At 62.7% G+C, this 13,324-nt stretch carries 15 protein-coding genes; 7 read left to right on the plus strand and 8 right to left on the minus strand.

Translation table 11 applies throughout. From position 1 onward, the window contains the following. Positions 1-23: 23 nt before the first annotated feature. The 7 genes from Q2941_RS00060 to Q2941_RS00090 form a co-directional block, all read right to left on the minus strand. Positions 24-221: a hypothetical protein gene (locus tag Q2941_RS00060; protein WP_027521248.1), complete on the minus strand. Its 198-nt coding sequence runs from the start codon at positions 219-221 to the stop codon at positions 24-26. Between the two features lie 254 nt (positions 222-475). After that, the gene (locus Q2941_RS00065) at positions 476-1,264 is read right to left on the minus strand and encodes a fumarylacetoacetate hydrolase family protein (protein ID WP_458191146.1); all 789 of its coding nucleotides are present in this window, start codon (positions 1,262-1,264) and stop codon (positions 476-478) included. Then, positions 1,264-2,277, minus strand: a complete 1,014-nt coding sequence (locus Q2941_RS00070; protein ID WP_458191148.1) for a 2-dehydropantoate 2-reductase — start codon at positions 2,275-2,277, stop codon at positions 1,264-1,266. The genes Q2941_RS00065 and Q2941_RS00070 overlap by 1 nt, the downstream gene beginning before the upstream one ends. Before the next feature lie 110 nt (positions 2,278-2,387). Continuing rightward, on the minus strand, positions 2,388-2,813 hold the full coding sequence (locus tag Q2941_RS00075) for a CBS domain-containing protein (RefSeq protein WP_027521245.1): 426 nt from the start codon (positions 2,811-2,813) through the stop codon (positions 2,388-2,390). Positions 2,814-3,000: 187 nt separating this feature from the next. Further along, a complete protein-coding gene (oxlT, locus tag Q2941_RS00080; RefSeq protein WP_027521244.1) occupies positions 3,001-4,323 on the minus strand; it encodes an oxalate/formate MFS antiporter in 1,323 nt (440 codons plus the stop codon). 261 nt (positions 4,324-4,584) lie between these two features. Then, positions 4,585-5,874, minus strand: a complete 1,290-nt coding sequence (oxlT, locus tag Q2941_RS00085; RefSeq protein ID WP_027521243.1) for an oxalate/formate MFS antiporter — start codon at positions 5,872-5,874, stop codon at positions 4,585-4,587. A 239-nt stretch (positions 5,875-6,113) separates the two neighbouring features. Further along, positions 6,114-6,251, minus strand: coding sequence for a hypothetical protein (locus Q2941_RS00090; RefSeq protein ID WP_198031694.1), 138 nt, complete (start codon positions 6,249-6,251; stop codon positions 6,114-6,116). 521 nt (positions 6,252-6,772) lie between these two features. Here Q2941_RS00090 and Q2941_RS00095 point away from each other — a divergent pair. The 3 genes from Q2941_RS00095 (at position 6,773) to Q2941_RS00105 (ending at position 9,457) form a co-directional block, all read left to right on the plus strand. Beyond that, entirely contained in the window at positions 6,773-7,630 is an 858-nt protein-coding gene (locus Q2941_RS00095) for a DUF1259 domain-containing protein (RefSeq protein WP_458191320.1), read from the plus strand. A 53-nt stretch (positions 7,631-7,683) separates the two neighbouring features. Next, on the plus strand, positions 7,684-8,271 hold the full coding sequence (locus Q2941_RS00100) for a superoxide dismutase (protein ID WP_458191151.1): 588 nt from the start codon (positions 7,684-7,686) through the stop codon (positions 8,269-8,271). A 184-nt stretch (positions 8,272-8,455) separates the two neighbouring features. After that, a complete protein-coding gene (locus Q2941_RS00105) occupies positions 8,456-9,457 on the plus strand; it encodes a YncE family protein (protein WP_458191153.1) in 1,002 nt (333 codons plus the stop codon). A gap of 135 nt (positions 9,458-9,592) precedes the next feature. Here the strand turns inward: Q2941_RS00105 and Q2941_RS00110 are convergent, their stop codons facing one another. Next, positions 9,593-10,510, minus strand: a complete 918-nt coding sequence (locus Q2941_RS00110; RefSeq protein WP_458191155.1) for a transcriptional regulator GcvA — start codon at positions 10,508-10,510, stop codon at positions 9,593-9,595. 122 nt (positions 10,511-10,632) lie between these two features. Here Q2941_RS00110 and Q2941_RS00115 point away from each other — a divergent pair, with 122 nt between their 5' ends. The 4 genes from Q2941_RS00115 (at position 10,633) to Q2941_RS00130 (ending at position 13,313) form a co-directional block, all read left to right on the plus strand. Continuing rightward, entirely contained in the window at positions 10,633-10,857 is a 225-nt protein-coding gene (locus Q2941_RS00115) for a DUF1127 domain-containing protein (protein WP_198031693.1), read from the plus strand. Positions 10,858-10,890: 33 nt separating this feature from the next. Further along, positions 10,891-11,583, plus strand: coding sequence for a glutathione S-transferase family protein (locus Q2941_RS00120; RefSeq protein WP_458191157.1), 693 nt, complete (start codon positions 10,891-10,893; stop codon positions 11,581-11,583). Positions 11,584-11,655: 72 nt separating this feature from the next. Continuing rightward, the gene (locus Q2941_RS00125) at positions 11,656-12,402 is read left to right on the plus strand and encodes a sulfite exporter TauE/SafE family protein (RefSeq protein ID WP_458191159.1); all 747 of its coding nucleotides are present in this window, start codon (positions 11,656-11,658) and stop codon (positions 12,400-12,402) included. Between the two features lie 14 nt (positions 12,403-12,416). After that, positions 12,417-13,313, plus strand: a complete 897-nt coding sequence (locus tag Q2941_RS00130) for a YncE family protein (protein WP_027521236.1) — start codon at positions 12,417-12,419, stop codon at positions 13,311-13,313. Positions 13,314-13,324: the final 11 nt, after the last annotated feature.

Genomic DNA, 13,324 nt, shown 5'->3' on the forward strand with positions numbered 1-13,324 from the left:
CAGCTTTGGAGATGCGTGAGGCTTCAGTAGCGCGACACGATGGGGCCGGGCGCCTTGCCGATCGGAGCTTTTCCAATCGGCGATTTGCCGATCGGCATCTTGCCGATCGGAGCCGGTCCCTGCGGATAGACGGGGACGGGCTGCCGGTGCGGCAGATCCGCGGCGCTCGCGGCCGTCGCCAGGGCAAGCGTTGCGCCCATTGCAATCACGATTTTCTTCACTGGTAGTTCCCCTTTGAGATCAGACAAAGCACGGCCGTAGCCCGCCGCGCTCCCCAAGCACCTCGAAGATGCGCGTCGGAATGCGTCCACAGTGCGGCGAACGCGCGGCGCGTTGGAGAAATATGTTTGCTGTGCGTGAGACCTCACACGCGCGTGATGAGCGCAGGATGGGTTTTGCGAGAACTCAAGCAAGCCATCCCGCGGAGGCGCGCCTCCCGGATGTCGCTTCGCTCATCCGGGTTACGACGGTTCGGCTACAGACGAAACTCGTTGGTCAGCTCGCCGATGCCGTCGATCGCGACGGTCACGGTGTTGACGGGCTCCTTCATCACGCCGACTCCGACGGAGGTGCCCACCGCAATGAGGTCGCCCGGAAGCAGGGTCATGTCATGCGAGATCTTGCTGACCAGCTCCTGCGCGCTGAAGATCATGTCGGAGATCGGATAGTTCTGCCGCTCCACGCCGTTGAGGATGGTTCGCACGACGAGCTTTGCGGGATCGAGACCGGTTACGATCACCGGGCCGAACGGGCCGTAGTCGTCGATGCCCTTGGCGCGGGCCCATTGCGCGAAGGTAGGATCGCGGGTGAGGATGTCGTTGGCGGTGATGTCGTTGACACAGGTGTAGCCAAAGATGAAGGCGTCGGCCTCGGCTTTCGAAACGCGGCTGCAGCTCTTGCCGATGACGATGCCGAGCTCGCCTTCATACGTGGTCTTGCCGTCATAGGAGGAGGGGCGGCGGATCACGGCGCCCGGCGTTGTGATGCTGGTGGTTGCCTTCAACAGATACAGCGGCTCCGGCGGCTCGGGCTGATTGAGCTTTGCGGCGAGCGCGTGAAAGTTGTTCCAGAGCGCGACGATCTTGCTCGGCGCGCACGGCGCGAGCAGCTCCACTTCGTCGAGCGCCAGCACTCGGCCGTTCGGCGCGTTGCGGCCGAAAATCTCGCCGTCATGTACCGCGATGCCGCTTGGCGTGAGCGTTCCGAATCCCGTCGCGCCGGCGTGTCGGAAGCGGAGCCATTTCGTCGGGCCGGCCGCGCTCATCACGCCACCGCCTTGGTTTGGGCAGGCGTCGTGACGCCGTCGTAGAGGCCGGCGATCCGGGCGCGCTGGGTGACCATGGCGAGCACGGAATCGAGCGCCGGCGTAGCGATGCCGGTCATGCGGCCCATCTCCTGGACCACAGTGACGAGCGGATCGATCTCCATCGGGCGGCCGCGCTCGAGATCCTGGAGCATCGAGGTCTTGTGCGCGCCGACCTTGCGGGCGCCCTCGATGCGGCGCTCGACGTCGACGCGGAACTTGACGCCAAAAGTCTCGGCGATCGCCTGCGTCTCCAGCATCACCGCACGCGACAGCGCACGCGTCGCAGGATCGGTGCAGATCACGTCGAGCGTTGCATGGGTCAGCGCGCTGATCGGGTTGAAGCAGACATTGCCCCAGAGTTTCAGCCAGATCTCGTCACGGATGCGGTCGAGCACCGGCGCCTTCATGCCGGCGGCGACGAAGAGGTCGGCCAGGCGCTGCACGTCGGGCGTGATCTCGCCCGAGGGTTCGCCGAGCGGGAAATTGTTGCCGTAGACATGGCGGATCACGCCGGGCGCCTCGATCTCGGTGGCGGGATAGACGATGCAGCCGATGGCACGCTCGGCGCCCAGCTCCCGCCACTGCCGGCCGCCGGCATCGATGCTCTCGAGCGTGGAGTTCTCGTAACTTCCGCCGTGCTTGTAGAAGTACCAATAGGGGATGCCGTTCACCGCGGTGATGATGCGGGTACGCGGCCCCAGCAGCGGCTGCATCTTCTCGATCACGCCGGTGATCGAATGCGCCTTCAGCGTGACGATCACGTAGTCCTGCACGCCGAGCTCGGCCGCGTTGTCGGTGCAGCGCGGATGCACCACGTGCTCCTCGCCATCCATGAGCAGCCTCAAGCCGCGCTCGCGCATGGCGACGAGGTGAGGGCCGCGCGCAACGAGGCTGACGTCGGCGCCCGCGCGCTTAAGCTGCACTCCAAGATATCCGCCGATCGCGCCGGCGCCGTAGATGCAGATCTTCATGAAATCCTCGCAGAGGGGGAGCTGAATCGGGAATCTGGGCACGAAGGGTCCTGGCCGGCTCGGATGGTCCGAGCCGGGGCCAGAAGTCGCAGGGGAAGTAGTTCAGCCTGTCAGGCCGCGTGCGGCGTGCTGTCGGTGATCGCGTCGACGGCGGCGGCGATGTCGCGCATGCTGATGACGGAGACGAGGCTGTAGTCGTCGATCACGGGCAGGTGCCGGATGTGGTGCCGGTTCATCAGATGCCGCACGTGCTCGATTGTGTCGGAGGAGGTGCAGGAGACGAGCTGCTGCACCGAGATGAGCTGCGAGACCTTGACGTTGACGCTGGCCGCGCCGTGCTCGGCGACGGCGCGCACCACGTCGCGCTCGGTGAACATGCCGACGGCGGTGTTGCCCTCGGAGCGGACGACGTCCTTGACCACGAGCGCGCTGATGTTGTTGGCGCGCATCAGCTTCGCGGCAATACCCACCGTTTCGTTCATACGCACGGTCACGACGCGCGACGTCTTCTTGCGCAGAATGTCTCCGACCAGCATTGCAACCTCCCTGGGTGAACGATCTGGAAATAGTCTGGTATACATTATGCCAATCGTCAAGCGCTGGATTTGGCGCATCCGAAAAATCTTGCGGCAGCAATGCTGACGTTTCGCATGCGCCAACCAGCAAAAAGAAAGGGGCGCAATACTGCGCCCCTTTTGGCCGATGCGAAAGCGTTTGCTCTCGCTACGCCGTCTCGGTCTTTGCGTTGCCCGTTGCAGCCTCGATCGTCGCGGCTTCCTTGCCGAGGATGAAGGAGCGCCGCAGCGGCTTGATCACGAACACCGCCATCAGCGCCGCCGTCGCGTTCAGCGCGACTGCAACGACGAACACCGCCTTCCAGCCATAGGTCGCCGAGATCACGCTTGCGAGCGGCACCAGCAACGAGGCGGTGCCCTTCGCAGTGTAGAGCATGCCGTTGTTGGTGGTTGCGAACTTCGAACCGAAGGTGTCGCCGCAGGTTGCGGGGAACAGCGAGTAGATCTCGCCGAACACGCCGAAGTACACCGCCGTCGCAAGCACGAACACGATCGGCACGTGGCCATAGGCCGATAGCGTCAGCAGCATCAAGGCGGCCGTGCCGAAGGCGATGAACATGGTGTGCTCGCGGCCGATATTGTCGGAGACCCAGCCGAAGAACGGACGGCCGAAACCGTCGAAGATGCGGTCGAGCGAGATCGCGAAGGTCAGCGCCGCCATCTGGAAGCCGGCGAGCGTGACCGGCGTGTTGGCGATGTTGAAGTCGTGTGCGATCGGCGCGATCTGGGCAGCGGTCATCAGGCCGCCGGAGGCAACCATCACGAAGACCACATACATCACCCAGAAAATTGGGCTGCGCAGCACCTGCGGCGGGGTGAAGTCGATCTTGGTCTGCGGCAGGTTGAGCTTCTTCTTCCTCGGCGGCACGAAGATCGACGGCGGCTGGATGAAGAAGGCGAGCACGAAGACGATCACGCCCTGGCCGATGCCGAAGGTGAAGAACGCGGTCTGGTAGCCGCTGGAGGCGATCATGCTGGCGATGGGCACCACGGTGATCGCCGCGCCCGCACCGAAGCCTGCGGCGGTCGCGCCGGCGGCAAGGCCGCGACGGTCGGGGAACCATTTCAACGCGTTGCCGACGCAGGTGCCGTACACCGCGCCCGCGCCCATGCCGCCGACGACTGCGGCGGCGTAGAGAAAGGTGAGCGAGTCAGCGTAGGAGTTGAGCACCCAGGACAGGGCGATCATCACGCCGCCGAACATGATCACGATGCGCGGGCCGTATTTGTCGACGAACCAGGCCTCGATCGGCACGAGCCAGGTTTCGGTCACCACGAAGATCGTGAAGGCGAGCTGGATCGCGGCGCGGCCCCAGTGATGCTTGGCATCGATCGGATCGACGAACAGCGTCCAGCCATATTGCAGGTTGGCGATCATCGCCATGCAGACGATGCCCATCACGAGCTGGAGCCAACGGAAACCACTTCGAAGAGGCGCGGCCGTGACGGCGCCGTCCGTGCTGGAAATCATCAACAACCTCCCAACGCGCTGCCTGTTGTTACCCGGCGTCGGCAAGACGACGGAGTGTCGCAAATCTTGTGGCGTATGGTCGCAAGCGCGGCGCGGAGCTTGGTATACCATATCCCAGAATGCAAGTCCTATCTTGCGGTGCGTCGCAGCAAAATGCGCTGGTTCCTTCGGATTATGTGAAGTTGGAACTATTCTCTAAAAACGAAACGCCCGGCCCCCAAAGGGGCCGGGCGCAGTGCGCGAGATTGGAAGGGTGAGGGCTTAGGCGGACGCCTGCGCGACGACCGTCTTGCGCCAGGGTTTCAGCACCAGGATCGCAAGCAACGAGGCAAGGATGTTGGCGCCGGCCGCGATGATGAACACGTTGTCCCAATGGCCCGAGGTCTGCTGCACATAGTTGGCCAAGGGAACAAGGAGCGCGGCCGTGCCCTTCGCAGTGTAGAGCAGGCCCGCATTGGTGGTCGCGAACTTAGCGCCGAACGTGTCGGTGCAGGTCGAGGGGAACAGCGAGTAGATCTCACCCCAGGCGAAGAACACGAAGCCCGACAGCAACACGAACCAGACGGGATCGTGGCCCCAGAGGTAGAGCATCCAGATGCCGATGCCTTCCATGCCGAAGGCGATGAACATCGTGTTCTCGCGGCCGATCATGTCGGAGATCCAGCCGAAGAACGGACGCGTCAGGCCGTTGAGCACGCGGTCGATGGTCGCTGCGAACGTCACCGCCGTCATGGTCATGCCCATGAGCGTGACCGGAATGGCGTCGACCTTCCAGTCGACCGCGATCGGCTTGAGATTCGCCGTCACCATCAAGCCGCCGGCGCCGACGATCATGAACATGAAGTACATCAGCCAGAAGATCGGCTGGCGCAGCACTTCCGTTGGCTGATAGTTGCGCCGGCTCTGCACGAGCGCGGCATTCTGCACCACGTTCGGCACCTGGCCCGGCTTCGGCGCGAGCAGGAAGAAGGCGAGGATGCAGATGATGATGCCTTGGCCGAGGCCGAAATAGAGGAAGGTGGACTGGAATCCCGAGTCCTTGATCATCGCCTGGATCGGCGCGACCGTGAGCGCGGAGCCGGCGCCGAAGCCGGCCGCCGTGAGGCCGGCGGCAAGACCGCGCTTATCCGGAAACCATTTCAGCGCGTTGCCGACGCAGGTGCCGTAGACGGCGCCGGCGCCGATGCCCGCGATGATCATGCCGAGATAGTAACCGTTCAGCGTGGTGGCCTTGGCGTTGATCATCCAGCCGATCGCGCAGAGCACGCCGCCGACGAGGACGACGATGCGCGGACCGTATTTGTCGACGAACCATCCCTCGACCGGCACGAGCCAGGTCTCGAACAGCACGAACAACGTAAACGCCCACTGGATCGAGGCGCGATCCCAGCCGAATGTTTTCTGGATGTCGGGGACGAAGAACGTCCAGCCATATTGATAGTTCGCGATCATCACCATCGCGGCGACGCCGATCGCGAGTTGAGCCCAGCGAAAGGTGTCGCTGACGCGCGCGGCCGTTGGGGCCGTTGTTGCGTGCACCATGTCCGTCATGAATCCTCCAGATGCGCTTCTCTTTTTTGCGAGCGCTGTAGAGGCATTCTTGTATTCATTATGCCAAGCTTCAAGCGCCCGACGGCTCACCGTGCGCTTATGCCGCAACCTGCTTGTGTGGAGGTCGCGCAACGAGCCGTATGCGCAAATAGAAATGGCCCCGCGCAGAGGGGCCATTCATCGAAAGTCGCAATTCGGGAGATTTAAACTCGGCGCGACAATTCGACGCGCTGAAGGTCTCAGAGGCCGAAGCGCGGCTGGTCGCCGTTGCGGATGGAGATCTCGGCGCTTGCCATCAGCAGGCGGTCGATCGCGGCCACGAGGCGGCTGATCAGGGAGCTGGAGGGCTGGAGCGCGACGGCGGCGGACTTGGACATCGGAAGTTCCCTTTCTCAAGACGGTCAGTATTGCTGTCTCATCCTTGAATGGCAATCTATGTATACCAGATGCCAACGGCAATCGGTTTGTTTGCATAGCAGCATTTGGCATCCTGCATTGCAGCATAGAAATCCCCTAAAGCAGCTGTTTCGGGCATAAAGCTCCGAAAATGGAGCAAAACGGGGCCGTTTTCGTTGCTGTAGCCGTCCCCAAGCCCGATCGGCTCCACCCAGGTTGACGCCGTGGGGCGACAGGGTCTTTATTCGCCTGACGGGGATGTGCGATCTCCCCGTGAGGCGACATGCCCAAGAATCGCGTCCTGACTTCGCAAGGACGCCGCATGTCAGCTCCCATCCCGATTTCACCAGACAAACGATCTCGACTTGCCGGCAGCACGAGCGCGCCGGCGCACGTTGAGGCGCGCTGCCTCCGCGGAGCGGCGCCTGTTGCCCTGGGGCAGGACACAACCAGGAGAACAATCATGCGCAAATCCATCATCTCTTGTGCGGCACTGCTGTTGATGGCGATCAGCGGACTTTTGCCCGCGCACGCCCAGGACATCGACTGGCAAAGGGTCGATGACACGCTGGGACGAAAGCCGGCAGTGGCCGGCGACGTGCATCGTTACGGCTTTCCGCGCAGCGATCTTGCCGTGACGCTCGACGGCGTGGCCATCAAGCCGGCGCTTGCGCTCGGTGGCTGGATCGCGTTCAAGCCCGCGCATGGCGGCGCGATGATCATGGGTGATCTGGTGCTGCTCGAATCCGAGATCAATCCGGTGATGTCTAAGATGATCGCGAGTGGGCTCGAGATATCAGCCGTGCACAATCATCTGCTGCGCGCCAATCCTATGACGTTCTACATGCATGTCGCCGGACATGGCGATCCCGTTAGACTTGCCACGTCCATCCATGACGCGCTCGCCGAGAGCAAGACGCCGCTCACCGTCGCCGCGCCGTCGAGTCCGCCGCCCGCGGTCGATCTCGACACGGGGCAGCTCGATCAGATCATCGGCGTCAAGGGACAGGCCAACGGTGGCGTCTACGCGTTCACCGTGCCGCGTCGCGATCCCATCAGCGAAGGCGGCATGCCGCTCAATCCCGTCGGACCGCTGGGAGTTGCGACCGGCATCAACTTCCAGCCGACCGGCGGCGGCAAGGCTGCCATCACCGGCGATTTCGTGCTGACAGGCGAGGAGGTGAACGCGGTGATTGCGGCGCTCAAGTCGAACGGCATCGAGGTGACCGCGCTGCACAGCCACATGCTCGACGAGCAGCCGCGGCTGTTCTTCATGCATTTCTGGGCCAACGACGACGCGGTCAAGCTCGCCAGGGGCCTGCGCGCCGCGCTCGACAAGACCGCAAGCACGAAGAGCTGAGGCAATGGTCGCAAGACCGGTGACGGGACGCGATAGCGCAAAGGAGTCAGGCGATGTCTTACCAGGCCAAACCGATACCGTTCGATCCAAAGTCGATCAGCGGCATCTCCGAAAAAATACTCGTGAGCCACTACGAGAACAACTACGTCGGCGCGGTGAAGCGGCTCAACGCGATCGGCGCGCAGCTTGCCGAGCTCGACTTCGCCAAGGCGCCGAACTTCGTCATCAACGGCCTGAAGCGCGAAGAGCTGATCGCGTCGAACTCGATGATCCTGCACGAGGTCTACTTCGACGGCCTCGGCGGTGCGGGCGGGCCGAGCGGCGCGCTCGCCGACGCGATTGCGCGCGACTTCGGCAGCGTGGAGCGCTGGCGGACGGAATTCGCGGCGATGGGCAAGGCGGAAGGCGGTGGTTCGGGTTGGGTGATACTTTCCTATTCACCGCGCGACAGGCGGCTCATCAATCAATGGGCCGCCGACCATACGACAACGCTTGCCGGAGGTCGCCCGGTGCTGGTGCTCGACATGTATGAGCACGCCTATCACATGGACTTCGGCGCCCGCTATGTCGACGTCTACATGGAGGCCATTCGCTGGGACAACGCCGCCAAGCTGTACGAACAATACGCGAGGGAAACCTGAGGAGGAACGCGTGAACGAACAAAGGGGACTCGACCCGCAATATCCGGGTGGCGGCCGCTGACGAAAATGTCTCGCCGGCAATCCGCTGCTGATCGCGGCAACCGCAGTCGTCGGCTTGATCTCCTATCCGATCCTGCGACGAGGCTGAGTGAGGGTGCACTACTCGAACGCAACGGGGGCGACGATGTCCCATTGGTTCAGGAAATTGGTCGTGGCGTTGGCCGGCGTCGTGCTGGGCGGCGCTGCGACGTCCGCTCAAGCGGAAGAGAACGGCCCCCTGCAACTCGAGGCCAAGATTCTGTTGGGCAAGGTGCGTGGACGGATCGATCACTTGGCAGTCGACCTGAAGCGACAGCGGTTGTTCATAGCCGAGCTCGGCAACGACAGCGTCGGCGTCGTCGATCTCGCAAGTCGCAGCGTGATGCGCACGATATCCGGGTTGAATGAGCCGCAAGGCGTTGGCTATGAGCCAACGACCGATACCCTGTTCGTCGCCAATGCCCGAGATGGCTCGGTGAAGCTGTTCGATGGCAACGACTACAAGGCGAAGGGGCAAATCGAGCTTGGAAGCGATGCTGACAATGTTCGCATCGATGCCGCTGCCCAACGGGTCATCGTCGGCTACGGCGATGGCGCATTGGCGATCGTCGATGCTTCGAGCCGCAAGAAGGTCCGGGATGTGCCGTTGAAAGCGCACCCCGAAAGCTTCCAGATCGAGCCGGAGACCGGTCGCATCTTCGTAAACCTGCCTGACGCCCACGCCGTCGCGGTGATGGACAGCCATTCGGGGAAACAGCTCGCCAATTGGCCGATGGACAAAGGCGGGAATTTCGCGATGACCGTCGATTACAACCGAAACCGCGTCCTTCTGGTGTTCCGCAGTCCGGCCGAGCTTGCTGTCCTCTCCTCGACAGACGGCAAGCCCGTCGCCAAGGCCGAAACCTGCGGCGATGTCGACGATCTCTTCATCGATGCAAAGCGTGAACGCGTCTATGTGAGCTGCGGCACGGGTTATGTCGACGTGTTTGAAATCGACGGCGCGACCTATCGGGGGACCGCGCGCATACCGACCGCGACAGGTGCGCGAACTTCACTGTTTGTGCCGGAGATGGACCGTCTGTTTGTCGCCGTCCGTGCGGGCTTCGCCGGGTCGGCAGCCATATGGGTGTTCAAGCCGATGCCGTGAGGTCGATTTGTCGGGAGGCAGCACATGTGCAAAAGCGACGAAGGTTTCCGGGAATGCCCGAAGCGCCTTGCACCCGACTTTGCCATCGGGCGGCGACCGCTTGCTTGGTCCGCTCCAGCGTTGGCCTATCGCCCCTTATCGCCGAAGCGCCGATTTAAGGCGGCGTGCATCCTCTGCCGCTTCCGCCAAAAGCCAGTTTCGGAACGTCACGATCTTCGGCACGTTCGACGTCGCTTTGGGGCACACAATCCAATACGTCTTCGACAATGGAAGCGAATTCGGAAAGGGGCGTATCAACCGGCCGTTGATCAGATCCCATGCGGCCAAGGTCGTTCGCGCCAGCGCAATGCCCTGCCCATTGATGGCGGCATCAATGACCATGCTCGCTCGGTTGAGAAGCGGTCCATGTGTGACCGCGCTCTCATCGACTCCGGCCTCCCGCAGCCAATGCGTCCAATCCGCCCGGCTGTCCAGATGGATCAGAGGAAGCTTCAGGATGTCCGTGGGCTCTCTGAGTCTGCGGCGTCCCAAGAGCAGCTTCGGGCTGCAAACTGCAAAAAGCCGCTCGCCGCTCAACTGGACGGTATCGAACCCCGGCCAGTTGCCGTCGCCGTGCCGGACGGCAAGGTCGACGTCCTCGCGCGCGAAGTCCACATGATGCAGCGTTGCCGAGACGCGGAGATCGATGCCGGAGTGCGCTTCGGCAAAATGACCGAGACGATGCACGAGCCATTTGGCGGCGAAGTCGGGCGAGGTGCTGACGGTCAGAACACCGGCGTTCTGACGTTGGAGAAGTCGCTCGGTGCCAACTGCAATCCGGTCCAGGGCGTCGCGCACGACCGTGAGATAGTCGCGCCCCGCTTCCGTGATGACCAGACGCTGGCGTTCACGATTGAACAGCTTGAGCCCGAGCCCCTGTTCGAGCGCCTTGACCTGCTGGCTTACCGCACCCTGCGTAACACAGAGTTCCTCGGCAGCGCGCGTGAAGCTTTCGTGCCGTGCGGCGGCTTCGAACGCTTTCAGGTTGTTGAGGGGCGGCAGGCGCGGGCGCATCGTGCGACTAACTTCATAAGCTAAGCTAGGGCAGGGACGAGAAAGGATGGTTTGCCGTCAGCCTGCCGGCGGAATTATTGAAAGGCTCCAGATCAACATTTCATGAGTTTTGGAGCTTGTCGATGTCAACCTCGACCATTCGTGTGGATCGCCATGGTTCGTTACTTCATCAGAAAAAGTGGGGCACCGGCGCCGGCCTGGCCTGGCGTCGAATTTGCCTTATGCGGGCGCGACACAGACAGCGCAAGGCGCTCCGCGATCTTGCTGATGATCCCCATCGGCTCTCGGACATCGGCATGACTCGCGAGCAAGCACTGCAAGAGGCCGACAAGCCCTTCTGGTGGTGACGTCCGATCAACCGCCCATCGAGTGAGACTACAATGCCCGATCCGATTGTATATGGCTTCCCGCGAAGCACTTACGTCAACATCGTTAGGCTTGTGCTGACGCACAAGGACGTGCCGTATTCCTTTCATGACCTTGAAGCGGTGATGGGCAAGCCGGAGCATCTGGCGTTGCATCCGTTCAACCGTGTACCGATCCTGCAGCACGGCGGTCTTACGATCTACGAGACCAGTGCGATTGCCTCCTATGTAGACGAGGCGTTTTCCGGGCCACGCCTGACGCCGCAGGACGTCGGTGACCGTGCCCGCATGAACCAGTGGATCAGCGCGGTCAACTCCTACTACTACCCATACATGATCTATCATGTGACGCATGAACGGCTCGTCTTTCCCGAGCTTGGCATCGCATCCGATGAAAAGGTCGTGGCGCATGCGCTGCCAAAAGTCGAGCTTGGGCTTGCCGTCCTGGAGCGCGAGCTATCGCATGGGCGGGACTATCTGATCGGTGCCGAGATCACGCTTGCGGATTTCTTCATCCTGCCAAGTACCTTCGCGTTTAGCCTGACCGAGGAGGGCCGCAAGATGTATCCGCAATTCCCCGCCTTTTGCCGGTGGCGCGAGCGAATGGAAAGCCTGCCCACAACGAGGAAGTTGCGGGCAATTCTACCACCTCGAGCTCCCATTGATCACGCCGGCGAATGGGCCAATTCGCACCGGCCGAAATATTGATGCGTCACGCTGTCGGCGCGGCTCCGAATGGTCTGGATCAAGAGATTTCGAAGCAGCGTTGGGAGGCGACTTATGGATGGACTTGTCTTCGCGCTGTTTGCGCTTGCCGCGCTCGTCGGCGGCTTCGTCAGTGGCTTCTCCGGCTTCGCCATGGGCCTCGTCGTATCCGGCGTCTGGCTGCACATCATCACGCCGATGCAGACCGCCACGCTGATCGCGGGCTATGGCCTGCTCACGCAAGGCTACGGCATCTTCAAGCTGCGGCATGTGCTCGACCTCAGGAAAGCCTGGCCGCTAACGCTCGGCACCGTCATCGGCATACCGATCGGCGTCAGCATCCTCGCCTATCTCAACCCGGCCCACCTGCGGTCCGGCGTCGGCGTCCTGCTGATGCTCTATTCGATTTATGGCCTCACGCGGCCGGTGTTCGCGCCGATGAAGATCGGCACCGGGGCGGACATCGCGATCGGCATCTCCAACGGGCTGCTCGGCGGCCTGACCGGGCTCGGCGGTATCATCTCGACGATCTCCTGCCAGTGGCGCGGCTGGCCCAAGGAGGTGCAGCGTGCCGTGTTTCAGCCGGTGCTGTTCGTGGCCTTCGTGGTGATCTCGCTGTCTCAGGCCGCCGCCGGGACCATTACCAGGGATACGCTTGTGCTCTATGCGCTGGGCGTGCCGTTCATGGTCGCAGGCCTTTGGTCGGGCTTCAGGCTGTTTGGAAAGATCGACGACGATACCTTCCGCAAGACGGTGCTGGTGCTGCTGCTGTTCGCGGGATTGTCGCTGATCGTCTCGGTGCTGCCGTTTGCCTTTCGCTAACTCGTGAGGCCACCGTGCCGCTGAAAACCCTTGGCGTCATCGCCATCCCCGGCGGATTGAACAGCGACTTCGATCACGCCGCCTTCGATCCCAGAACCCGCCGCGTCTTCATCGCCCACACCGCGCGCGATTGCATCGAGGTGATCGATCACGACGCGCACACGCACATCGCAACGCTTCCGGGCTTTCCGGGGGTGGCAGGTGCGGTCGCCGATGACGGCGAGATCCTGACCACAAACCGCGGCGCAGCCACGATCTCCTGGCTGGACGCTGCGACCTACGAGATCAAGGGCGTCTTCCCGTCGGGGCCGCGGCCGAACGGCGCAGCGATCATTGGGCGTAAGGGGATCGGCATCGGCGCCTGCATCGGCGATGCGCAGCGGGGACCGACGCTGCAATGCATCGATCTGAATGAGGTGACGCAGCGCGCGATCGATCTGCCCGGCCGGCCGCGCTGGTGCGTCACCGACGACGCGGCCGAGCGGGTGTTTCTCTGCATCCGCGAGCCCTCGATGATCCTGACGGCCCGGCTACCCGATCTCGGCGACGTCGTGCATTGCCCATTGCCATCAGGCGGTGCACACGGTCTCGATATCGATCACATCAGCCGCCGGCTTTACGCCGCCTGCGATGACGGCGAGCTGGTGGAGGTCGACATCACGTCTGGAAAGGTGACCAACGCCTGGCCTATCGCAGGCCCGCCCGACGTGACCTTCTTCAACCCGGCGACCGGCCGTGTCCATGTGGCAATCGGCGAGCCCGGTGTGATCGAGACGATCGATCCGAAGACGGGTGCGCGATTACGGACCACGACCGGGAAGGGGGCGCACACCACCGCGATGGTCTTTCCCGACCAGCTCTACGTGATTTCGCCGCGCCATGGCGCAGTCTTGGTCTTGGCCGACGGATGACGGCATTTCAG

This window comes from Bradyrhizobium sp. UFLA05-153, from assembly GCF_054185185.1.

Coding starts and splice junctions, on each gene's coding strand:
- Q2941_RS00095 (WP_458191320.1), top strand. CDS start 6,773: ATGGCGATCAGCGGACTTTTGCCCGCGCACGCCCAGGACATCGACTGG.
- oxlT (WP_027521243.1), bottom strand. CDS start 5,874: ATGACGGACATGGTGCACGCAACAACGGCCCCAACGGCCGCGCGCGTC.
- Q2941_RS00090 (WP_198031694.1), bottom strand. CDS start 6,251: ATGTCCAAGTCCGCCGCCGTCGCGCTCCAGCCCTCCAGCTCCCTGATC.
- Q2941_RS00115 (WP_198031693.1), top strand. CDS start 10,633: ATGTCAACCTCGACCATTCGTGTGGATCGCCATGGTTCGTTACTTCAT.
- Q2941_RS00110 (WP_458191155.1), bottom strand. CDS start 10,510: ATGCGCCCGCGCCTGCCGCCCCTCAACAACCTGAAAGCGTTCGAAGCC.
- Q2941_RS00075 (WP_027521245.1), bottom strand. CDS start 2,813: ATGCTGGTCGGAGACATTCTGCGCAAGAAGACGTCGCGCGTCGTGACC.
- Q2941_RS00100 (WP_458191151.1), top strand. CDS start 7,684: ATGTCTTACCAGGCCAAACCGATACCGTTCGATCCAAAGTCGATCAGC.
- oxlT (WP_027521244.1), bottom strand. CDS start 4,323: ATGATTTCCAGCACGGACGGCGCCGTCACGGCCGCGCCTCTTCGAAGT.
- Q2941_RS00070 (WP_458191148.1), bottom strand. CDS start 2,277: ATGAAGATCTGCATCTACGGCGCCGGCGCGATCGGCGGATATCTTGGA.
- Q2941_RS00125 (WP_458191159.1), top strand. CDS start 11,656: ATGGATGGACTTGTCTTCGCGCTGTTTGCGCTTGCCGCGCTCGTCGGC.
- Q2941_RS00065 (WP_458191146.1), bottom strand. CDS start 1,264: ATGAGCGCGGCCGGCCCGACGAAATGGCTCCGCTTCCGACACGCCGGC.
- Q2941_RS00120 (WP_458191157.1), top strand. CDS start 10,891: ATGCCCGATCCGATTGTATATGGCTTCCCGCGAAGCACTTACGTCAAC.
- Q2941_RS00105 (WP_458191153.1), top strand. CDS start 8,456: ATGTCCCATTGGTTCAGGAAATTGGTCGTGGCGTTGGCCGGCGTCGTG.